General features: G+C 39.8%; 22 protein-coding genes. 17 read left to right on the top strand and 5 right to left on the bottom strand.

Translation table 11 applies throughout. The annotated features are described in order from the left end of the window. Window positions 1-361: 361 nt before the first annotated feature. Complete coding sequence (locus tag QMG11_RS02565) at window positions 362-988, bottom strand: YiaD family glycine zipper/OmpA-like lipoprotein (RefSeq protein ID WP_281833234.1); 627 nt, start codon at window positions 986-988, stop codon at window positions 362-364. Between the two features lie 367 nt (window positions 989-1,355). Here QMG11_RS02565 and QMG11_RS02560 point away from each other — a divergent pair, with 367 nt between their 5' ends. The 11 genes from QMG11_RS02560 (at window position 1,356) to pyrE (ending at window position 9,510) form a co-directional block, all read left to right on the top strand. Beyond that, on the top strand, window positions 1,356-1,724 hold the full coding sequence (locus QMG11_RS02560) for a bactofilin family protein (protein WP_281833233.1): 369 nt from the start codon (window positions 1,356-1,358) through the stop codon (window positions 1,722-1,724). A 416-nt stretch (window positions 1,725-2,140) separates the two neighbouring features. Beyond that, window positions 2,141-3,049 carry a M23 family metallopeptidase gene (locus QMG11_RS02555; RefSeq protein ID WP_281833232.1) on the top strand — a complete coding sequence of 303 codons (909 nt, stop codon included), beginning with the start codon at window positions 2,141-2,143 and terminating at the stop codon, window positions 3,047-3,049. Further along, window positions 2,962-3,375, top strand: coding sequence for a bactofilin family protein (locus QMG11_RS02550; protein ID WP_281833230.1), 414 nt, complete (start codon window positions 2,962-2,964; stop codon window positions 3,373-3,375). Before QMG11_RS02555 ends, QMG11_RS02550 begins: the two co-directional genes overlap by 88 nt. 115 nt (window positions 3,376-3,490) lie before the next feature. Then, window positions 3,491-3,643 carry a hypothetical protein gene (locus QMG11_RS02545; protein ID WP_281833228.1) on the top strand — a complete coding sequence of 51 codons (153 nt, stop codon included), beginning with the start codon at window positions 3,491-3,493 and terminating at the stop codon, window positions 3,641-3,643. A 51-nt stretch (window positions 3,644-3,694) separates the two neighbouring features. Continuing rightward, window positions 3,695-4,603 carry an aspartate carbamoyltransferase gene (gene pyrB, locus QMG11_RS02540; protein ID WP_281833227.1) on the top strand — a complete coding sequence of 303 codons (909 nt, stop codon included), beginning with the start codon at window positions 3,695-3,697 and terminating at the stop codon, window positions 4,601-4,603. A 12-nt stretch (window positions 4,604-4,615) separates the two neighbouring features. Further along, window positions 4,616-5,053 carry an aspartate carbamoyltransferase regulatory subunit gene (pyrI, locus tag QMG11_RS02535; RefSeq protein ID WP_281833226.1) on the top strand — a complete coding sequence of 146 codons (438 nt, stop codon included), beginning with the start codon at window positions 4,616-4,618 and terminating at the stop codon, window positions 5,051-5,053. A gap of 10 nt (window positions 5,054-5,063) precedes the next feature. Further along, a complete protein-coding gene (locus QMG11_RS02530) occupies window positions 5,064-5,858 on the top strand; it encodes a dihydroorotate dehydrogenase electron transfer subunit (protein ID WP_281833225.1) in 795 nt (264 codons plus the stop codon). 56 nt (window positions 5,859-5,914) lie between these two features. Further along, on the top strand, window positions 5,915-6,862 hold the full coding sequence (locus QMG11_RS02525; RefSeq protein WP_281833223.1) for a dihydroorotate dehydrogenase: 948 nt from the start codon (window positions 5,915-5,917) through the stop codon (window positions 6,860-6,862). 96 nt (window positions 6,863-6,958) lie between these two features. Then, the gene (gene pyrF, locus QMG11_RS02520; RefSeq protein WP_281833475.1) at window positions 6,959-7,669 is read left to right on the top strand and encodes an orotidine-5'-phosphate decarboxylase; all 711 of its coding nucleotides are present in this window, start codon (window positions 6,959-6,961) and stop codon (window positions 7,667-7,669) included. 31 nt (window positions 7,670-7,700) lie between these two features. After that, entirely contained in the window at window positions 7,701-8,894 is a 1,194-nt protein-coding gene (locus tag QMG11_RS02515) for a dihydroorotase (protein WP_281833221.1), read from the top strand. Then, a complete protein-coding gene (gene pyrE / locus QMG11_RS02510; protein ID WP_281833220.1) occupies window positions 8,887-9,510 on the top strand; it encodes an orotate phosphoribosyltransferase in 624 nt (207 codons plus the stop codon). Before QMG11_RS02515 ends, pyrE begins: the two co-directional genes overlap by 8 nt. Window positions 9,511-9,627: 117 nt before the next feature. On the opposite strand, the gene QMG11_RS02505 is transcribed toward pyrE, so the two are convergent. From QMG11_RS02505 to QMG11_RS02495, 3 genes are all read right to left on the bottom strand, one after another. After that, entirely contained in the window at window positions 9,628-10,905 is a 1,278-nt protein-coding gene (locus QMG11_RS02505) for an ArsB/NhaD family transporter (protein WP_281833218.1), read from the bottom strand. A 22-nt stretch (window positions 10,906-10,927) separates the two neighbouring features. Further along, a complete protein-coding gene (locus tag QMG11_RS02500; protein WP_281833217.1) occupies window positions 10,928-11,854 on the bottom strand; it encodes a PTS sugar transporter subunit IIA in 927 nt (308 codons plus the stop codon). A gap of 160 nt (window positions 11,855-12,014) precedes the next feature. Then, a complete protein-coding gene (locus tag QMG11_RS02495; protein ID WP_281833216.1) occupies window positions 12,015-12,320 on the bottom strand; it encodes an FMN-binding protein in 306 nt (101 codons plus the stop codon). A gap of 817 nt (window positions 12,321-13,137) precedes the next feature. Between QMG11_RS02495 and QMG11_RS02490 the strand changes: the two genes are divergently transcribed. Then, the gene (locus QMG11_RS02490) at window positions 13,138-14,013 is read left to right on the top strand and encodes an alpha/beta hydrolase (protein WP_281833214.1); all 876 of its coding nucleotides are present in this window, start codon (window positions 13,138-13,140) and stop codon (window positions 14,011-14,013) included. An 851-nt stretch (window positions 14,014-14,864) separates the two neighbouring features. Here the strand turns inward: QMG11_RS02490 and QMG11_RS02485 are convergent. Next, the gene (locus QMG11_RS02485) at window positions 14,865-15,356 is read right to left on the bottom strand and encodes a MarR family transcriptional regulator (protein ID WP_281833212.1); all 492 of its coding nucleotides are present in this window, start codon (window positions 15,354-15,356) and stop codon (window positions 14,865-14,867) included. Between the two features lie 734 nt (window positions 15,357-16,090). On the opposite strand from QMG11_RS02485, the gene QMG11_RS02480 reads away from it, so the two are divergent. The 5 genes from QMG11_RS02480 (at window position 16,091) to QMG11_RS02460 (ending at window position 22,726) form a co-directional block, all read left to right on the top strand. Next, on the top strand, window positions 16,091-16,576 hold the full coding sequence (locus tag QMG11_RS02480) for a hypothetical protein (RefSeq protein WP_281833210.1): 486 nt from the start codon (window positions 16,091-16,093) through the stop codon (window positions 16,574-16,576). A gap of 42 nt (window positions 16,577-16,618) precedes the next feature. Beyond that, entirely contained in the window at window positions 16,619-19,864 is a 3,246-nt protein-coding gene (locus tag QMG11_RS02475) for an autotransporter outer membrane beta-barrel domain-containing protein (protein WP_281833474.1), read from the top strand. 319 nt (window positions 19,865-20,183) lie between these two features. Then, window positions 20,184-20,513, top strand: coding sequence for a hypothetical protein (locus tag QMG11_RS02470; RefSeq protein WP_281833208.1), 330 nt, complete (start codon window positions 20,184-20,186; stop codon window positions 20,511-20,513). A gap of 12 nt (window positions 20,514-20,525) precedes the next feature. After that, a complete protein-coding gene (locus QMG11_RS02465) occupies window positions 20,526-21,023 on the top strand; it encodes an OmpA family protein (protein WP_281833206.1) in 498 nt (165 codons plus the stop codon). Continuing rightward, on the top strand, window positions 21,020-22,726 hold the full coding sequence (locus QMG11_RS02460; RefSeq protein WP_281833205.1) for a ShlB/FhaC/HecB family hemolysin secretion/activation protein: 1,707 nt from the start codon (window positions 21,020-21,022) through the stop codon (window positions 22,724-22,726). Before QMG11_RS02465 ends, QMG11_RS02460 begins: the two co-directional genes overlap by 4 nt. Window positions 22,727-22,732 lie beyond the last annotated feature (6 nt).

Genomic DNA, 22,732 nt, shown 5'->3' with positions numbered 1-22,732 from the left:
AATAGGATTTAATGTTCGAAAAGTGCAAAAAAGTGGTACAAACTTTACAGAAGTGAAAGCAATCACTTGAAAAACGCCAAAAATCAATGGTTTTAAACAATTATTTAATTTTATAAAAATGTTCAATATTTAGAAAAAAAGATTAAAATTCGATGAAAAAATATTTAAAAAAAATCAATTAATTTGAAAAAAACAATGTAAGCAAACGCTTACAATACCACGATAGTCCTATAATTTACAGAACAGTTATTATAAAATAATATAAAATCAATTTAAGTCACAAATAAAAAACACAGTTGTAAAGTCGGCTTTTTTACAAAATACTGTAAAAACCTACTTTACAACTGTTAGATTTTATCAATTATATGGAGTTTGGAGTGATCTCTATCTCAACTCTTCTGTTGGCTTCCCTTCCCTCAGGGGTATCATTGGTAGCTATAGGCATCCTGCTGTCCATCCCGTGGGCAAAGATCCTCATATCTGCAACTCCCTGGGAGACAAAGTAGTCCTTGACGCTGTCGGCCCTCTCCACAGAAAGTCTTCTATTTATCTCCAGGTTTCCAGTACTGTCTGTATGCCCTGTAACTGTGAGACGGGTATCATCATACTTCTTTAATATATTCATTATAGAGGAAAGCACAGGATAGAAGTCAGCATTTATATCTGAGCTGCTAGTGGCAAAGGTAAGATTTCCAGGCATGATGAGCCTGAGGTTGTCTCCCTCCTCTACTATACTAACCCCAGTATCTGCAAGGGTCTGCTCAAATTCCTCCTGCTGCTGCTTCATGTCGCTGTGTCCCTTGAGGGCTCCGGCAGCTCCTCCCAGGGCAGCTCCAATGGCGGTACTCTTTGTATTTCCTCCCAGGAGGTATCCAGCAGCGGCTCCAGCAGCAGCCCCCCCTGCTCCAAATTTTACTCTCTTATTTTCTCCAGCAGCTGGAGCTGCAAGTATCATCCCCAAGAGGATAGTTGTAATTAATTTTTTCATAGTTCTCTCCTTTCTCTAATTACATTACATATATCTTCCATAAAGCTCTACTATTATATATTAAAATTTTAAAACCGATCGTTTTTCAAGCTAAACTTTATGCAAATTTAAGGGCAGTGTAAGGGGAGGAGAGGGAAGTCTGAAATTTCTCTGTGAAGATCACAAAACTTACGGAAAAACCTATGAATCCATCACATAATTTACATAAAAACAACTTAGAATTGTAGGAAGTTTAGGATGCGACAGATCTTTAAGGGGTGGACTGGAGCTATGTGAGAGGAAGAATACTTACAGGTATCCAAGAAAATATGAGTTTAAGTAGAAGTAGCATGTTTATAGATAGAAAAAATGTTTAGGAAGGGAGTAGATGAAGATGTTCGGTATATTTAAGAGGAAAAAAAAGAGAGAAGATTCGCCAGAGGATACTAGGATCTCCGCTGGAGGTTCCATAAGGGGTGGAGAGCTGACCCTGGAGGGGAATCTGCATATAGAGGGATACTATGAGGGAAGTATATCTACCACTGGAGAGGTACTGGTAGGGAGAAACGGAAGGGTAGAGGGGAGCGTCACCTCCAAGAGGATAACCCTTAGCGGTATCATAGAGGGAGAGGTGGACTGTGATATGCTGGAGGTAATGGACGGTGGAACCATGATAGGTAGGATAACAGCTGGAAACTTTATAATAGGAGACGGTGGAATATTTGAAGGAAATATAAGAAAGAGGGATTCGGCGTAGTTTAAAGGAATTATATTTAAAAGGCTATCACAGGGGTATGAACTTGTTTTATCTATGACTGTGATAGCTTTTTTTATTTTTAATGTCCTGAAAGCTCTGGAGGGGTCAAGTTGATGAATCCCACCTCACCGAAGGGGAGTTTACAGACTTAACCTCTAAATTTTTGGAAGAAAAAAGACCTGACATGGGCTGCAACCACAGCTTCAGAAAATTAAAGTGTACAATAATACACTTTATAAAGACCAACCTTAAAGAAAAATAGCAATCCATAAACAAAATATCTAAATAAAAAGTTCAGCTGGATATAATTTAGAGAAGAAAAGATAGGGAAATCAGAGATTATACAGTTGATATTTTCCATAAAACTCTGTAAAATTGTAATTACACTGAATGAATAACATAAAGGGGCTAACTTCATGAGAGATAACTTGTACATAACGATAACAGATGTAAAAGGATCTAAACACTATACCTTAAATCAGGTGATGAAAAAGTATTTACTATATGTAGTGGGAGGAGTGGCCGGAATCTTTCTTATTCTGGGAGTAAGCGTTATCATCCTGGGACAGAAGGCATCGGAGTATAACCACCTTCAGAGGGAAAATGAGAGGCTCCAGTCGGATATGGATGGTATCCAGGAGGAGATAGCAGGAAAGGCGATGGAGCTGGATAATCTAAATGAGAAGCTTCAGGCGGTGGAGAGTATAATAGGTTCAGATGTGGACTCGGGAGGCGGTATAGATGAGAGGCTTGATATAGCCCTGCTTACAGCAGCAGAGAGGGAGCACCTGCTTAATATAATCCCCAGCGGAAACCCTATAACCCCCTTTACCATATATACAAGTAAGTATGGATCGAGGATCCATCCAGTATTAAAAACAAGAATGAATCACTGGGGCTTAGACTTCAGAGCGCCTGTGGGGACACAGATAATAGCCCCTGCCGACGGAGTTGTTAAGTTTGCAGGAAGGCATGGTACCTTTGGAAAGCTCACCATAATATCTCATGCCTTTGGATTTGAAACCTACTACGCCCACCAGAGCAAGATAGATGTAAAGGTGGGAGACGTAGTTTCCAAGGGGGATAAGATCGGTAAAACCGGAAATACAGGAAGGTCTTCGGGACCTCATCTCCACTATGAGATACACTATTTAGGTAAAAAGCTGGATCCAATTAACTTTGCTAAGTGGAATCTGGAGAATTACAATACACTATTTGAAAAGGAGAAAAATATAAAATGGCAATCTTTGGTAGGTCTGATAAGGAAGCAGTACAGAACATTTCAGTTGCAGGGACAACTACTATCGCACAAGGAACAAGAATAGAGGGGGATATGAACCTAGAGTGCAACCTGAATATAGATGGGTACTTGAGGGGAAATATTGAGTCTACCGGCGGAGTAACTATTGGAAGAAGCGGTAGGATAGAGGGAACCCTTACAGCAGAGAGAGTTGTGGTAAGCGGAATCTTTAAGGGAGATGTAGAGTGCAGCACAGTAGAGATCCTCAGTGGGGGAAGAGTAGAGGGAAATGTTCTTACAGCTAACCTGGTAATCGAGGATGGAGGAATTTTTGAGGGTGTGAGCAAGAGAAGGGACAGCGGAGTCCTTGAGCTAAAGGAAGAAAAATTAAAGGGTGAAAAGGGAGCGTAATATCGGTTATATCTTTTTCAGAGAAAAATTTAAGATTTTTTTTAAATAAAACTCTTGTAATTTAAAACAAAAGTTGGTATACTCTTCGAAGTGAAAAAATGAAGGAGGGATGGAGATGCTGAACAAGTTAGTTGTTAAGAGGAAAAAGTTAAAATTTCTGACAGGTCCATCCAATATTTTATCTTCGTTATTTAAAGATTTATCTATTGTTTCTAATTTATTTAATATTATATTTAAAAGATATATGGGAATAGTAACTACAATGTGATTTGTAGTTGCTATTCCCATTTTTTTTAGAAATTTATAAGGAGGGAGAATCATGAAGGACATCATTTCAATGAGAAGCTTAACAAAGGAACAGATCGAGAAGATCCTGGAGATGGCAAAAAGGCTGGAGGAGAATCCTCAGCCGGAACTATTAAAGGGGAAGGTAGTATCAGCCCTCTTCTTTGAACCATCCACAAGAACAAGACTTTCATTTTACTCGGCAGCCCAAAGGCTGGGAGCACAGGTACTGGGCTTTGATTCTCCAGACGGGACCTCCCTCAAGAAGGGAGAGAGCCTGAGCGATACCATAAGGATGGCAGAGGCTTACTCAGATGTGATAGTAATGAGACACCCCCTAGACGGATCGGCAAAGCTGGCTGCAGAAACAGCAAGGGTTCCGGTAATCAATGCAGGGGACGGAAGCAACCAGCATCCAAGCCAGACTCTTCTGGATCTCTACACCATAAAGAAGGAAAGAGGCAGCTTAGACAAGCTGAAGATAGCCTTTGTGGGAGATCTTAAGTATGGAAGAACGGTACACTCCCTCTCCAAGGCACTGACTCACTACGACGCAGAGATGTACTTTGTGGCACCAGAATCACTTCAGATGCCAAAGTATGTGCTGGAGGATGTGGAGAGAGCGGGAATAAAGTACCACATCGTAGAGGACTTCAGAGATATCCTGGCTGAGGTGGACGTATTCTATATGACAAGGATACAGAAGGAGAGATTCCCCGATGAGGAGGAGTACAACAAGGTAAAGGGAGTGTATGTAATCAATAAGGACAATATCCTGGACAAGTGCAAGGATGAGATGATCATAATGCATCCCCTTCCAAGGGTGGATGAGATATCCACAGACCTGGATGAAACTAAACATGCAAAGTACTTTGAACAGGCAGCCAACGGAGTGCCAACAAGACAGGCTATGCTTGCCACTGTATTGGGAATAGAGATCTAAGGAGGGAAGAGAATGGAACTTCAGATAACAGCAATTAAAAACGGGAGCGTTATAGATCATATAGATTCAGAGAAGACCCTTAAGATAATGGAGATCCTTGAGCTGAGTAGTGCCAAGGAGAAGGTAACTGTAGCCTTTAACTTAGAAAGCAAAGCTCTTGGAAGAAAGGGAATAATAAAGGTAGAGGGAAGGAAGATAGAGAAGGGGGAGATGGAAAAGATAGCTCTCCTTGCTCCAGAAGCTACCATCAACTATATAGAGGATTGCAAGGTTGTAAAGAAGGAGAAGGTTTCAGCACCTGATGTGGTAGTGGGAACCATCAAGTGCGGAAATCCAAAGTGCATCACAAACTTTGAGGGAGCACCCACTAAGTTTTACAGGGAAGAGGACAACTACAGGTGCAACTACTGCGAGAGAACAACTCATAAGAATTCAATAAATTTAAGATAGAGGTGAAGGAATGTATTTAGAGGATGTAAAGATTTTAGAGAACAGGTACGTTGGGGATAAGTACTATCTAATGAAGGTAAGAGCACCTAAGGCAGCCAAGGCAGCCAAAGCAGGACAGTTCTTCATGATAAAGTGTAAAAATGATGTAAGGGTACTGAGAAGACCCATAAGTCTTCACCACGCAGATGCAGATAATGAAGTGCTAGAGTTCTACTATGAAACTGTAGGTAAGGGAACAGCTGAGTTTGCAGGACTTCAGACTGGGGATGAGATAAATATCCAGGGACCTCTGGGAACAGGTTTTGATACTGGGATAGAGGGAAAGAAGGTAATCCTTGTAGGAGGAGGAATGGGAATGGCTCCTCTGAAGCTTCTTGCTGAGAAGTTAGGAGAGAAAAACAGCGTAAGGTTCATCGCCGGAGGAAGAGATGCCGGAGCAGTAGAGATAGTAAAGAACTTTAATATAGATGAGATCACAGTGGTAACAGATGACGGAAGCGTGGGAGTAAAGGGAAATACAGTGGAGGTCCTAAAGGATATGCTGGCTAAGGACAGCTACGACCTTATCTACACATGTGGTCCCCACGGAATGATGCTCGCGGTAGCAGACACAGCATACCAGAGTGGAGTAAGATGCCAGATATCCCTAGAGGAGAGAATGGCATGCGGAGTAAAGGCATGTGTAGGGTGCTCCATAAAGACAAAGGCTGGTATGAAGAAGGTATGTGCAGACGGACCGGTATTTGACGCAGAGGAGATCCTAGATTTCGATCCAGCAGACAAGCCAGGATGCAGCTGTAACTAAGGAAGTCAGGAGTAGGACCGACACAGATAATTCTTTAAAAAGCGAGGAGAAAATTAATGAATAGATTGAAGACGAGTTTTGTAGGTTTAGATTTAAACAACCCGATTATGACAGCATCTGGATGCTTCGGGTTCGGAAGGGAGTACAAGGACTACTTCGATCCAAGTGAGCTTGGAGCTGTGGTGGTAAAGGGACTTACCAATGAGCCAAGAGACGGAAACTACGGTACGAGAATAGCTGAAACTCCTGCAGGGATGCTGAACTGCGTAGGACTGGAAAACCCGGGGATAGACTACTTTGAGAATGTAATCCTAGAGGAGATCAAGGATATCACAAGCCCCATCATAGCAAACATCAATGGAAAGACTGTAGAGGAGTACATAGAGATAGCTAAGAGGGTGGAAAAGATAGATGCAGTGAAAGCCATAGAGCTGAACATCTCATGTCCCAATGTAAAGGACGGGGGAATGGCCTTTGGAGCAAACCCAGAGGTAGCAGGGAAGGTAACTAAGATGGTGAGGGAGGTTACAACTAAGCCAATCATCGTAAAGTTGTCACCAAATGTAACAGATATCGTAGGAATAGCAAAGATAGTAGAGGCCAACGGGGCAGACGCAGTAGCCCTTATCAACACCCTTCTTGGAATGGCGATAGACATTAAGAAGAAGAAGCCAGTACTTGGAAATATCTTCGGGGGACTATCGGGACCGGCGGTAAAGCCAGTAGCACTGAGAATGGTATATCAGGTATCCCAGGCAGTGAACATTCCGGTACTTGGAATGGGAGGAATCTCAAGTGTAGAGGATGCAATCGAGTTCTTCATGGCAGGAGCCAACGCAATCTCTCTGGGAACGGGAATATTCACAAACCCAATGCTCCCAGTGGAGATCAAAGAGGGACTGCAGAAGTACTGTGAGGAGAATAACCTAGAAAACATCTCTGAGATAGTAGGATGTATCCACCCGCCAAAGGCAGTGGAGGAGAAGAAGGAAAAGACAGCATAGATGATAGATCCAGCTGCTGGGGGAGCAGTGGAGAATTGAAGGATAGAGAGATTTATAGGGTTGAAAAATAATTTTATAAGAAGGAGAATTCACATGATAAATGCAAAGGACAGATTAATCGTAGCACTGGACTATCCAACATTAGAGGATGCAAAGGGACTTGTTGAAACACTGGGAGATGCAGTATCGGTATATAAGGTAGGACTTGAGATGTTCCTTAACTCCAAGGGAGAGGCAGTAAACTACCTTAACGGTCTTGGAAAGAAGATCTTCCTAGACCTTAAGTTCCACGATATTCCAAACACTACAACGATGGCTTCCATCTTTGCTGCCAAGCAGGATGTATTCATGTTCAACGTACACGCAGGTGGAGGAAGAACTATGATGAAGAGCGTGGCTGAAAGGGTAAAGGAGATCAGCCCTGAAACGATGGCTATCGCTGTAACAGTACTTACAAGCTTCTCAGAGGAGGAGGTTTCAGAGCACTTTGCAACGGAGCTTAACATCAAGGAGCTGGCTATGCACTGGGCAAAGGCTACAAAGGAGAGCGGAATGGACGGAGTAGTTTGTTCGCCATGGGAAGCAGCGAGTATCAAGGAGGTCTGCGGGGAAAGCTTTAAGACTATCTGTCCGGGAGTAAGACCACAGTGGGCAGCAGCCAACGATCAGAAGAGAATTATGACACCTAAGAAGGCCATCGAAAGCGGATGTGACTTCCTGGTAGTGGGAAGACCGATTACCAAGGCTGAGAACCCAGTGGAAGCAGCGAACCTGGTAATGGCTGAGATCCAAGAAGCGCTGGCATAGAAAGGTAAAAGTAGTATAGAGGAGGATATCGATGCTGATAAAAAATTGTAAGTTAATAGATAGAGAGGGATTGGTGGATATCCTTATCCAAGAGGGGAAGATAGCCAAGATAGAGGCTGGTATGGAGTATAGCGGGGAGATCCTGGATGCCCAGGGGAAGGATGTTCTTCCAGGGATGATAGATGTACATACACACATGAGGGAACCTGGAATGACTCACAAGGAAACCATTGAGACGGGAAGTATGGCCTGTGCCAAGGGTGGAGTAACTACCTATATAGATATGCCAAACACCAATCCTGCAACTATCACAGTGGAAGCACTGGAGGAGAAGAGAAGACTCTCAGAGGAGAAGTCCATAGTAAACTTCGGGTTTAACTTTGGGGGATCCCTGGACAACAACTCAGATGAGATAAGAAGAGCCCAGAATATTGTGGCAACAAAGGTATTCCTCAATATATCCACAGGAAAGATGCTCATAGAAAATGATGAGGTACTGGGAGAGATCTTTGAGGCAAGCGAAAAGGTAATGGTCCATGCAGAGGGAGAGATGGTACAGAAGGCCATCGACTTTGCAAGGAAGTACAACAAGAAGCTCTACCTGTGTCACATCTCCCAGGAGTCTGAGCTGGAGCTTGTTAGGGAAGCTAGAAAGGACTATAAGGAGATCTATGTGGAGGTAACGCCACACCACCTATTCCTGAACCTTGAGGAGCAGACTCAGAGGCTCAGGATGAAGCCTGAGCTGAAGCCCCAGACAGATGTGGATGCCATGTGGAGAGCCATAGAGGAGGGAATGATAGATACCCTAGGTACAGATCACGCCCCTCATACACTAGAGGAGAAGGATGCCAAGGTAACCTTTGGAATTCCAGGGATAGAAACGGCTATGCCTCTGATGCTGGATGCAGTAAATGAGGGAAGGCTGACTCTGGCTAAGCTTGTGGAGATGTACTCCACCAAACCAGCTGAGATCTTTAACCTAAAGGGAAAGGGAAGGCTGGAGGCTGGGTATGATGCAGATATAATCATAGTGGATATGGAGAGAAGGTATACCCTGAAAAATGAGGAGATAGTTTCAAGGTGCGGATGGACCCCCTTTGACGGAAGAGAGGTCAAGGGAAGGGTTGAGACCACAGTGGTAAATGGAAATGTAATCTATAGTGCAGACAATGAAGATAAGTTTAATAAAATTAATGGAAGGGAAGTGAAGATAAATGGATAGAGCAAAGGTAGTAGCATCAGTATTATTAGAGACAGAGGCAGTAAGACTAAATGTAGCGGAGCCATTCACATTTGTATCGGGGATCAAGAGTCCAATCTACTGTGACAACAGAAAGGTTATCGGATATCCTGAAGGAAGAGGAGCTGTAGTAGAGGGGTTCGTAGAGATGCTTGCAGACAAGGAGTACGATGTACTGGCAGGAACAGCAACAGCAGGAATCCCTTGGGCAGCATTTGTAGCGGACAGGCTGAATGTACCTATGGCATATATCAGATCAGCTAAGAAGGCACACGGAGCTGGAAACCAGATAGAGGGAGCAGATCTAAAGGGGAAGAAAGTAATCGTAGTAGAGGACCTTATCTCAACTGGTGGAAGCTCCATCAAGGCAGTGGAAGCAGCAAGAGAGGCTGGAGCAGAGTCTGTAGAGGTAGTGGCGATCTTCTCATATGAGTTTGAGAAGGCTCACAAGGCATTTGATGAGGCAAATTGTCCATGGGTAACTCTATCAAACTTCTCAAATCTGATCGGTCTAGCAACTGAGAAGGAGTACCTGAAGTCAGATGAAGCTGAAACAGCTCTTAAGTGGAACAAGGCACCATCTGAGTGGGGAAGATAGAAGGAAGCTTAGAGACTAAAGAGATATAATTTGGGGAAGAGATAAAAGAGAGGGAGGCTCGTAACAGAGCCTCCCTCTCTTTTATTTTTTAAACTACTCTCTCTTTAAGAGTTTTAATTAGAAGTATCTCAGGATGAGGTAGATAAGACTGAGAATTGTAGATTGAAGTGTTACTATAACTCCATACCTGAAAAACTTTATAAAACTGATGGGGGTTCCAGCCTTTTCAGCCATGCTGGCTCCCACCACATTGGCAGCTGAGCCGATAAGGGTCATATTTCCCCCAAAGCAAGCTCCCATAGAGAGGGCCCACCACAAGGGATCGGTATTTCCAGGAAGGTGGGTAGTAAGTTCCCCCAATACCTTTACAAAGGATATTGTATATGGCATAGCTCCCAAGAGGGGAGCAAGAGCTGTAGATGAGAGGACTGTAAATACAGCGGTGTACTTTATGTTTCCTCTGGTGAGCTTGACGATCTCCTGACCAGCACTGCTGATTATCCCTGTGGCAGCAAGGGCATCCACTATGATAAATAGGCCGGCAAAGAAGAATAGAGTTGGCCACTCGATCTGGCTGTAGATATGGTCGGGATCTTTTTTAGTAATGAGGACAAGAACAATAGCTCCAGAGATGGAGATCACTGCCAGCCCAAAGTGAGTAACTACATTTGTAATAAAGCCTATAATCACAAGGGCAAAGACAGCAAGGGATTTCTTCAGAAGAACCCTGTCCTTGATTACTCTGTCCGCATCCATCTCCATAATTTTTGCCTTGAGGACCCTGGAAACCACCAATTTTTTCCGGAAAAAAAATACCATAGTAAGGAGAAATACTACCATATTAATAATAACAAGGGGACCCATATTGATCAGAAAATCATTGAAGCCAAAGTCAGCCTTACTACCTATGATAAGGTTTGGCGGGTCACCTACAAGGGTGGCAGCCCCACCAAGATTAACTGCAAATATTTCCGTAAGTAGAAAGGGAAGGGAATCAAGCTTTAGTTCCTCTGCTATAAGTATAGATATAGGAAATATCAGGAGTATTGTAGTTACATTATCCAGAAAAGCAGATGCCACGGCAGATGCTATTCCCAGAAGGATCATTATCTTTATGGGTTCTCCTCTGGCGGCCTGAGCCATCTTTATGGCGACCCATTGAAATATACCGGTTTCCGACATGATATTTACAATTATCATGAGTCCCATGAGAAGAAATATTATCTCAAGGTTTATTCCTATGGCGTGAAGAGCTTCATGTTCATCGATTATTCTAAAAAAAACTACAGCCCCTCCTCCTATTACAGCTGCTACAGATCTTGGAATCTTTTCTGTAATGATAAAGTAGAATGTTGTGATAAAAACAATGAGAGCAACAACTAAACTGAAGTCCATTATAAGCGTCCTTTCTTCATTTTTAAATGTGGAGAACCTTCTTAATAATATCCGATCTCTGAATCATTCCAAAGTAGTGGCCGTTTTCCACTACATAGAGCCTTGTTTTTCCCTTATTTACCATAAGAAAGCAGATCTCCATAATGGATTCCCTCCGGTCAACTATCAAAACATCCTTTCTTCTGTAGAGGTCTTCAATAGTTGCAGTTTTTTCATTGACCAGATACTCCTCGAAGGGCTCTCCCACTGTGAGGAAGCTAAGATCCTGCATTACTGAGGTGTACTTTGGCATTCCGAACTCAATGAGCTCCCTTTCTGTGATCTCTCCCAGAAACCTGCCATTTTCTCCCACAACAGGAAGACCAGCTCTCCCCTCTACAATAAGCCTCTTAGCAACCTCCTCTAAGGTATCTGAAGGTAGAACCGGATGGAGATCTGGACTCAAAACATCTTCTGCAGTGATCTTTCCATCTATCTCAATGTCCTTCTTCTTTATCAGCTGAAAGATCTTTCCTGGATCTGTGGCTTTCTTTATCTCCTCTAAGACCTCTGGAGTTTTTGTGGCCATCTTCATAATTCCCGACATTACCTTGAGCATCCTCTTGTTTTTCAGAACCTCTGAGGCAATAAGGATAAATACCTTAACCTCATCTGCCTGGTTTAGGGAAGCCACCTGGCATGAAATAGGATTTTTTACTGTTGCAATACTTATTAAAAAGTCATCGAAACCATCTATTCTGGCATGGGGGATAGCTATTCCCATTCCCATACAGGTAGAGATCTCCTCCTCCCTTGTCATGATTCCCTTTAAGATGGTATCCTTCATCCTTGCTACGCCCCTGTCCCTGGCTGAGATCCTGTTTAAGATCTCCCTTACAACCTCCTCTTTGGTCTCAGCTTCTATATCGGTATATATAAATGCCGGATCCAAATAACTTGAAAGTTTCATAGCTAACCCCTCCCCTTTATCTGATACTCAGATTACTAGATATATTCACTATAAATTTTAAAGGTAACTGAATATTATATAGAAAATATAGGCCTAAAAACCTTTTAATTGAAATAAAAAAAGAGCCGTACTGACGTACGACTCCCTTGATATATTTTAATTACTTGGAAAGAGCATCCTCTACAGCCTGGATAATTCCCTCTGAAGTATAGGTAGCTCCAGCTACTGTGTCTACCTCTGTAGACTGAGCTTCAATTATAGCTCCAGTTACCCTTGAGATAGCTCTCTTTGCGATTCCCGGAGTATCTGAGTGATCCACTACCTCCACAGCAGTAATCTTGTCTCCATCTCTTGTTACTTCCACAAGGATATCCCCGTTGTATCCCTCTCCACTACCAGTGGTTGTATTTGCCATTAGCGCAGTTCCCAGAGTAAGGGTTGCTATAGCGATGATTAGCTTCTTCATATCTTCCTCCCAAATTCTCTTTTCAAGAGACTATTCCAATGACCTAAGGACCAATGAAGTAGTTCTCTTACCAGACACTCTATCATATATTGTTACGAAACTCAACTATTTAAGGGAAGAAAGTAACTAGTTTATTCATGGAGATTAAGATGAAGTAGGGATGGAGGCTTTTCTCAAGATTACATTAAATTAATCTACTTCCCTTCCCCTGCTGGCATCCAATATCTTAAACCACTGTCTTCTGTTGAGGGAGAGTAAAATTGCAGCTGGAAAAGAATTTTCAATAATTCATAAAATGTTTAATTTTCTATGAGTTATGAAATCTTACAGTCATTAATAAAATGTATTTAATGAGAAGTTTTCACCAGCGTAATACCCGAACTGCGACATGACTATGCTCATTGTAATTAGTAGATAAAAAACTTGAAAGGATAGAATATAAAGGTAGAAGTTATGAACACAGGCAGGTACGAAAGAAAGATCGAAAGGGTATACTATGGCATGGGATTTATCTTAATGAAGAAATAGTTGGAGTAGCTATGAATGGTGGTACCGGCAATATGCCAGGGGAAGATGCTTTAAAAAGGACTAAGGGGTATGATAATGTCAACAGAAATGCAAAGGCCCTGGGACAAAATGAGGATTCGTCTAGCCTGTGATAAAGTAGCTTCAGTAGGAGGATATTTAAGTTTATTCTTACATTGAACTTTATTTATTTGTAGAGTGGGTTAAACACTTGTTATATTTTTAATTAAGAGGTACAGTGTTGTGACTATATAATTTAGTTTGTTCTAACAATTTATTAAAAGGGGGATTTATGTTAAAAGAATTAGAATTCTATTCAGACGGATACAAATTAAAGGGGAACTTATATCTTCCCAAAGGTTATAGTGGAGGCACCCAGCTTCCAGCGATCATCCTTTGCCATGGTTTTGCAGGAATAAAGGAGCTTCTTCTTCCAAACTTTGCCCTAAAGTTTGCAGAGGAGGGCTATGCTGTTTTTACTTTTGATTATAGGGGATTTGGAGAAAGTGATGGTCCTCAGGGACAGATCATTCCTGAGGAGCAGGTAAGAGATATAAGAAGTGCAATAACTTTTATAAGTTCACAGGCTGAGATCAACTCTTCAAGAATAGGTCTTTGGGGCACATCTTTAGGTGGTGCAAATGCCTTAATTGCTTCAGCTAATGATGAAAGGGTCAAGGCTCTTTGTATACAGATTGCATTTGGAGACGGCGAGAGAAACAACACCTATGGCTTATCAGAGATGGAGAAGACCAAAAGGAGGGAGTCCATTAATAAATCTTTATTGAGTGCCACAAGCAAAAATAAGATTATGAAGCTACCTTTGAAAAAAATTCTTTCAGATGATCAATCCCAGAAGTTTTTTGAAGAATACAGTCCTTTGTTTCCAGAAGCTCTTAAAGTTAAGGTTCCATTCACCACCATAAGCTATATCGATGAATGGAAACCAGAAAAAATTTCCCATAAGATAAATATTCCCGTATTGATCGTGGGAGCAGCCAGAGATAAGGTAAATCATTCAGGGGAATCGGAGAAAATATACAGTAGTCTAACTACTAGTGAAAAAAAAATTATAATGGTGGATTCTACCCACTACGACATCTATACTGGAGATGCCCTTCAAAAAGTATCTGCCGAACAGCTAAAGTGGTATGATCTTTATCTTTAACACCATCCTGTAGAGTACATCACTCCTACAGGAGTGATGTACTCTACAGGACTTTTCTTTTCTGTTTTTATTTATAAAATGACCTAAACAGTTGTTGTGAGTTTGATTCTAATGTCTCCTCCATCTATCAGATGAAATCGTCAATTTATCACATGGCCCTTTAGAAAGTTTTTTTATTAGGCCAATCAATACTCCCATTAAAAAAGGATATGATTTAAGTTCTAAAACTTCATAGTAATCAGACACCTTTAGATTCGTTCAACGATTCAATAAAGAGGAAGTATATTTCTTATTGTTAGATAATGAAGATAAACCAACTAAAAAACTTTAGAATTACCTTTAAGTAAAGTCAAGAATAAAAGTTGTTAAATTCTTATTATATATTCATTTTGATTCTAAACTTATATATGTAGTTGTATATAGTAATAAAGGAGTTTGACAACTACCAATTGAAAGTTGAATTAATAATAAATTTCCTGCTAACAGCTATTCTATTCATCACTTTATTATTAATAAAAGGCGAAATCTATAAAAGTTAAAAAATACATATGAAATAATCAGAGGAGTAAAGTTAAGAAAGTATATTAAAATTAATCGAAAACTTAATTTATTCAAATAAAACAGGTCCCTTTTAGGACCTGTATGAACTCAAAAATTATTATTTTTAAAGCGTAATAACTTCTTTATAGAATTATGCCCTTCTTACTTTGACTTCTAGATCTATGGGAAGCTGTTTGGCGATCATCTCTATCATAGGCTCTATAAACGCCTTCTGATTTTCTACCTGGGATTTTCCCGCTGCCTTATTATTCAAAAGATAAGAATTTTACTTTATTGGAAGAATAAATAAGTTATACCTCCCATTTTTCAATGTATCTGTCATTAAGTTCCCTGTAAGGTGGCCTTCCTAAAATACTCATTAAAGCTCCATTGAGCTCGTTGAGCAACTCCGTGAGAAGCCGAAACCTTTCTTCAGACATCTCTTCGCAAATTAATGAAACCTTTTCCTTAATTATTTTATTTATGTCTTCCCGAACTTCAGGAAATATACTTAGGAGGGATGCCCCATCTGCTCTAAGTGATTTTTTAACTAGATTTAGTTCCACAAGCTTATTAACTTTATCATGTAAAAATTTTCTATCAAAAGGAAGGTATTTATCTAGCTCATAAAAAGTAACCTCTTCATAGGTTCTTAGAGAGGAAAGAAGGAAGAACTCACTGGGGTTTAATCCCTTTAATTTCTTACTTTCTTTAATTTCTTCTTTCAAAAGTTCCAGATAAAATTTATTTGATAGTGGTAAGTTAGTGCCGAGATTATACTGATAACGAATTTGTTTTTTCATAGATAAACTCCTTTCAAAAATATAGTACTGATTTTATAAAATTTAAATCTGCTTACACAGAAAAACCCTAAATTATTTATCGTAAACATGTACGTATTCTAAGGTACGTTATTTTAAAGTAATTATGAAATTAATTCAAGTGTTTTTTATAATTGAGGCTTGTTAAGTTAAGCCTTTTAAAAATTAGATGAGCAAATATTTTATTTTTTATAAAAGCGTTATTTTAAACCAGGCAAGGCTTTAGCACGAGTGTTTTGCAAAGCAGGGATGTTTTCTGGAGACATTATCTTAAAATAATTATGAATTTTAAACAAGTGTTTTTAACACTTGTAGCTTTTTTATTATTCTCTTCTAAAAATTAAATACCATAAGTTTTTTAGAACTTATAGTTAAAAAAGAATTTTTATAACAGGTGCATTTTGTACTTGTTTTTTTATTGGATTGAAATATAACTTATCTTTTACTGAATTTTTTCCTCTGTCTTTTAGTTGAAAATATCAATTTATTTTTTATTTTTATTTTCAATAAATAAGTAATATTTCTCTTCCTATACTTAAAAATCAAACTATAAAAAATGAACAAAAACTTAAAATTATAAGTAGATTTTAATTATGGGTGGTTTTAACACTTGTTCAGGGTCATAGAGTTCGATAATATACTGAAGCAAACATATATTTCATATATTGACAGTATGCTTGAAAAAGATAAAAACTAAAAAATTAAGGAGGAAGAGCATGAAAAAATTAATTCTAGCTTTGAGCTTATTCAGCTTATTAGCATGTGGCGAGAATGAAATTCAAAAATCAAAAGGAGATGACAAGATGGTGAGATTAACAAAGGCAGAAGCAGCAAATAAAACGGAGGAGGAGCTACTGGGAGCTTTTTTATCAAAAGCTGTCTATAAGGAGGCCAACCTAAAGCTAAAAACAAAGGAAGATAAGGAAAGGATGGATTCATTAAAAAGAAGAGCTGTAAATGACTACTATATTCTTTCCCTGGCCAACGAAAGAGTCGATGTTTCAGAGGAGGAGATGCTGGAGATCTACAACAAAAACAAAGAGGGACTGGAAGGTAAAACCCTAGAGGAAGTTAAACCTGCAATTAAAAATTTGATATACGAAGCAAAACTTAAAAATGAGATTGCAGATATTTTGGAAGAGGTTAAAGAAAAATACTCTTTAGATCAAAAAATTGAAGAAATAATAAAAAATAAAAAATAAAAAATAAAACTGTTTTAAATAAGGAGAGTCTCTGAAGTGAAAATGAAATCAATATTGTTTTTAGCTGCCCTAATAGTAACAAGTTCTAAAATAAGTTATTCAACTGAAATTGGAGAAGGTACCAAGGTAATTGTTGATAATGAGGGAAACCCTCAACTGCTTGAAAGGGAAGGGTTGAAAAATACAAATCCAGGGCAGGAGCTTGTAAATAAGGGGGAAATTTTTGTAGAGGGGACTCATCCTTCACATAACAGTAACTTGGCAGCGATAAGAGCTACAGATAAATCTCATGTAAAAAATATAGGAATAATTAATATAGAGTCTTATGGAGGGGGAATGGGAATTGTTGCTGATGACTCCACTGTAGAAAATATAGGAACAATGAAAATAGAGGGAGAGAACAATATAGGAATCTATGGGGGAAATGGCAGCAACATAGAAAATAGCGGCGAAATAGACATTACAGAGTACTCAAGAAATGTTGCAGCAATGGAATCTCACGGTGGAAGGAGTACAAATAGTGGAAAAATAATTGTTGGTGGATCAATGTCTCAGGGGATGGTTGGTTTCTCGGACGCAAATCAAAAAAATACAGGTGAAATAACAGTTTCAGGAACTAATAGTGCAGCAATAGAGGGGAAGGGAGACTCCAAGTCATTTAATGAGGGGATCATAAGATCGGATGCATATCAAGGAAGAGGGATGATCTCTTATGAAGGATCACAATTGGAGAATAGTGGTGAAATAATTATGGAGGGATACAGAAACTATGGAATCGTCAGTGACAATAAATCTGGTAACCCTTCCTTGAATAATGCAGTCAATAACGGAACAATACATATGAAGGGTGATTTTGGAGTGGGACTGACCGGAATCGGGATAAATGAGGTTCAAAACAACGGCACAATCTTGATGGAAGGTTCAGAAGGAACAGCCGTAACTTATACAAATGTAAATGAGGTTAAAAATGACGGCGAAATAATAATAAAAGGTAATGGAAACTGGGCTTTTGCAGTAGATGAGGTTAAGGACAGTGAAGTTAAGAGTGTGGGGAAGGTTTCGATAATCGATTCCACAAATTCAGGAGCTATTGAAGTAAAAAATAACATACAGAAGGGGATAGTCGAAGGGGATGTAGACGTAAAAAATGGAAGTGGGATTGCAGTAATAAGTGTTGAAAACACCGGTGAAGCTATTAATAGAGGAAATATTAATATTGTAGACGGAAGTTCAAATTTCGGGATCCATTCCGAAGACGGGAAAAAAACTATCAATGAAAAATTAATATCTCTTGGGGGAAAGGGTGGGGCTGCCATCTACAACCCAGGAGGAGAGTTTATACAAAATAAGGGAGAAATAGTTATAAAGGGAGAGGGGCAGACGGGTATATATTATGAAAATGAAGATGCAGGCCTAATCAATACAGGGGAAATCGTAGTAAAGGGGAATGGAAATCAAGCCTTTGATGTGAATCCAGACGATAATACAGTTGTAAAAAGTGTTGGAAACGTAAGGATAGATGAAGAGGGAAGTAACTCTATGGCGGCCTATGCAAGGTACAACATAAAAAAAGCAATAAATGAGGGGAGTATCAAAATTCATGGAAAAAATTCCTCGGGATTAGTTGGATTGGACGGGACCACCTTGGTGAACACGGGAACTATTTTTGTTGATACAGAGGAGTCCTATGGAATTCAGGCAATAAACGATGCAAAAGTAATAAATGAGGGACATATAAGCAATACAGCAGAGGATGGAGTGGCTATCTACATGGGAGTTGAAGACAGTGAGCTTTATATGGATACAAAATCCTCAGTAAGGGGAAGGGTATACTCAGCTGGAGGTGTGGGGACCTTTTATGGAACTAATACCGACAACAGCTCTGACATCCATAAATTAAACTATGACTTAGTCAATTTTTCTCACCTGGACTTAAAGGAGGGTGCCTTTGAGATAGGAAACAACATTGTCTTGAAAGCCCCAGAAAAAGACACCCTTAAAGAGGATCATAGAAGTACAGCTGACTATGAAGGGACCCTTTTAATATCTGAGGGAAGTGAATTAACGATGCAGGTGGGGGTCAACGATGGACTGAGCAGCACAATTCATGCCAAGGAGCTGAAGATAGATGGTAAGCTGAACTATATGCCCATAGACAGGGTTTATGTGACTGAGGCAGATGAAATAGTAATTCCAAACATCTTTACAGAAGAGGAAATTACAGGAGTGTCGGATGAAAGTGTGGGAGTAATAAATGTGGTGGAAGGCTGGACGGGAGATTACAGGCTCTCAAGTGACAAAACCGATTTAAGCCTGGTGTTGAAAAGAAGTGAAGAGGGGAAGTATTTGCCCGACTCATACTACGACGGGGTATTCAATTATCCCCACTCATACTTAGATATAAAAAATGTTAATGAAGTAGCTCATACGACAGACTCCTTTAAAGCAATAGATAAGATTCACAATGCAGAGATACCATATTTATTCCAAATGGAAGCTGTGGGTGGGTCCGGAAATTTTGACGGCGGAGATGGTAAAGGCAAGTTTGACTACGACAGGTATGGAAGTAGTGTTAAATTCCACCACAAGATCTCGGAAGACGTACTCTATGAATTAGGTTTTTCATTTATAGATACCAGTCTGAAATACAGACATTCAAGCAAAGAGAGCATGGAAAGCTATATTCTAAACGGAAGCCTGGTAAGAAGGATAGATGAGTTTAAGGTAGGGGGATACCTGGCAACTTCTATTAATACCCATGACCTTAAGAGAGGGGTTACAGGAAAGGATATAGGTCTTGAGGCGGACTACGATAGTTATGTGAGCAAGGGAGGAGTATCTCTAGGCCATGAATACAGGAGCAACAAAAATACAGTATACAATTCATATATAGATCTGGGAGTGGTGTACCAGCATACCCCGGGATACAAAGAAGATGGCGATTACTACTATGCTATGGATATTGATAAAAATGAAACATTAACTCCTGTATTGAATCTGGGAGTAGAGCAAATAAAGCGGAATAAGAATATAAGAACAAAGCTGGGAGGAAGGGTGAACTACTACTTTGGAGATCCTATGGAGAGCAGAGAGGGTTACTACGTTTTCAAGCCAGATGTGAAATACGATGTGGAACCGGTTGATATGCCGGCTATAACATTTGCTTTTGATCTAGGGATAGAAGCAGACTTGTCGGATAGATTTTCAGTGTTTCTTAATGGAGGAGCAGAAGTTGGAAGGGACCTGTGGGAAGCTTCAGGAAAGGTAGGGATGACATATGAGTTTTAGGAGGAAGTTATACTTAGCTGGTTTATTTCTCTTGCTTGCCACTTTCTTAGATGCAGAAGGATCTTTGGAAGTGGAATTATTAGAGGGAGGAGCAAACAGATCAAGTGTGGCCAACTATTTAGTTAAGAAGAATCTAGAAGAGGACTTGCAGGAGCAGCACTCTTTTAAGGTTGAGGTAATGGAGAGTAAAAATACAACACTAAAAAAAGTTTTTGCCAAGAGGATTGTTTTTGACAACAAGAAGGGGGAAAGGAAGGAGGGGGACCCCAAGTGGGAGAAAGTTTATCAGATAAAAGAAAAAAAAGACTCTAAAGGAAGAGTGAAAAAGGTTGTTGAAAAATCATATGTGTTAAACCTTGAGGGAAGAGACTTAATAATGTATGTTCCCATAAAAACCATAAAAAAGACATATAAATATTTTGGGCCGAAGGACGAAAATAAAGGGGAAGTTAAGGTTGAAAAGTTTTATAGAAAAATAATGTATGGTTCTGGGGAAGTAAGCTCTGGGATTTTAGAGGAGATGATAGAGGAGATTATTCCTGAAAGTACATTGAGAAGCTACAATATTCTGGATCTAGGAGAGCTGAAGGAAGTAGTTGAGAATGAGGATGCAGAGGAGATTTTCCTGAGGGGGACTATTAAATTTTAAGGAGTAAGCGTGATGAAATATATTTTTTTAATAGGTTTAGCTGTGGTGATTACTTCATGCAAGAGCTACAGGGAGGATGTAAGAATGGTTGTATCTAACAGGGTAAGCCTGCCAAGTTTAGAGAGAAGCAGTTTGATAGAAAAATTGTTAACCTTTGACAGTAATTTGGGGAGTTTTGATTTAAATAAGGGTAGCATTGTAGATTCCACTATAACCTCGGATATAGTAGCTGAAAGGGTGGTGGAAAGGATAAGAGGAAGGAAGGGAATGCTCAGGGTTGTGGGACATACTGATAAAACAGGCCCAGAGGAGTACAATATAAGTTTATCCTATAGAAGAGCCAGTTCAGTGGCTGATCTGATAATGGAGTTAATGCCAGAGGATTTGGAGGTAAGGACTGAGATTTCAGGCAAGGGGTGGTCGGAACCTGTAGCAGCCAATGATACAGAGGAAAATAGAAGAAAAAACAGGAGAGTAGAGGTTTATTTTTTAGAGGAAGGAACTAAATGAAAAAGAAAGTAGTATATTTATTTTTGCTGTTAATTTTGTCGCATATAAGCCTGGGGAGGGAAATAAGGAACCCAGCTGAAAGAATTCAAGAACAGGAAATGAGAAGGAGAATAGAAAAGGAAGTAGGCAATCAGTTAAGGAGGGAAGTAGAGAAAATCGAAGAGGTGGAAGAGGAAGAGGATTACGACATCAATTCGGGAAAAAAATTCTATGTTTCAAAAATAACCTTAATTAATTCCGAACTTCTCTCGACTAAGGAAAAGAAGGAAATAATATCAAAATACGTCAACAAGGAAATGGGTATGGTTGAGATCCATCAGCTGATAAAAGACATAACCAATGCCTATATAAAAAAGGGATATATTGCTGCACGGGTAACAATTCCAGTAGACCAAAATTTGAAATCAGAGGAGTTAAGTCTACAAATCTTTGAAGGAAAACTGGAGAAGGTTGAGATAAATGATGGAAGGATAAAGGATAAAATTAAAGAGAAATTCAATTTGCAAATAAAAGAGGGAGAAGTAATAGATCTAAAGAAAATTGAGTTAAGCGAGAACATAATAAATAGTGTACCCAAAAGCACGGGGTCCTATAAACTGCTTCCTGGAAGTGAAATAGGTCAAACTATTTTGAAGGGAGACTTTAAAAGGAAAAGGATAGGAAATATAGATTTAAACTATGATAATTTAGGTTCAGAGGGAACAGGAGAGGACAATGTAAAGCTTTCATATACCCATGGAGATATTTTAGGATTCAGCGACAACTTGTATATCCAGGGATCCACAACTACAGAGGATGATACGGAAAGGTATAGTAGAAACGCGTTTCTTGATTACAAGATCCCCATGGGGTTCTGGGAAACGGGATTTAACTACAGTTACTCCCAAAGTAAGAATACAATGGAGGGAGAGGTAAATGAAATCCTCCAGGAAAGTGAAACACAAAGTATAAAACTGAAACTAAATAAAACGATTTTTAATGGAAGCAGGGGAAGAGTAAGGCTGGAGTCAAACTTTACCCTGAAAGATTCCGATAACTATATTGAGAAAAGCTGGGTTGAGTCCAGCAGCTACAGAAGTTCTCAATACGACTTAGGGGTTTCGTATACAGGAATTCTTTTAAATGGAAGTGTGTACGGAAAACTGAGCTATACCAGGGGACTGGGAAGCCTGGGGGCCCATAAAGACAAAGAGGGCTCTGAGGCTAAAAGACAGTTTGATAGGATCAAATTTTACGGAAGGTACTATAAACCACTGGGATGGCTAAATAATTCCCTGGCCTATGAGAGTACTTTGGACAGTCAGTACAGCTTGGACAACCTCTATAGTTCAGATAAGTTTTACATAGGGGATGATACTACGGTAAGGGGCTTTAAAAATGGAGTAAGCGGAGAAAATGGGATGTTTATCAGGCAACAACTTTATTATACTCTCAGATTCAAGGAACCCAGACATGTCCTCAAAGGACTTCACGGGCTCCAATTTTTTTTGGGAGCAGATTATGGTTTTGCGGATAACAGCATAAATAAGGGAAGCAGCAAATACCTGAGCAGAGAGGAGTTGTTCTCAGCTTCGGTGGGGCTGAAGAGGAACTTTAACTTCGGAAGTCTGAGTGTCACCTATTCCCTTCCGATAAAAGCGCCAGATTATGTTGAAAAAGATGAAAGCGGGATATTTTATATTTTAGCAGGTATTTATATTTGATAAAAA

Origin of the sequence: Propionigenium maris DSM 9537, from assembly GCF_027925155.1 — a bacterium.
GTDB lineage: Bacteria > Fusobacteriota > Fusobacteriia > Fusobacteriales > Fusobacteriaceae > Propionigenium > Propionigenium maris.
Note: the sequence above shows the minus strand (reverse complement) of the source record. Positions and strands in the feature narration are given on the sequence as shown.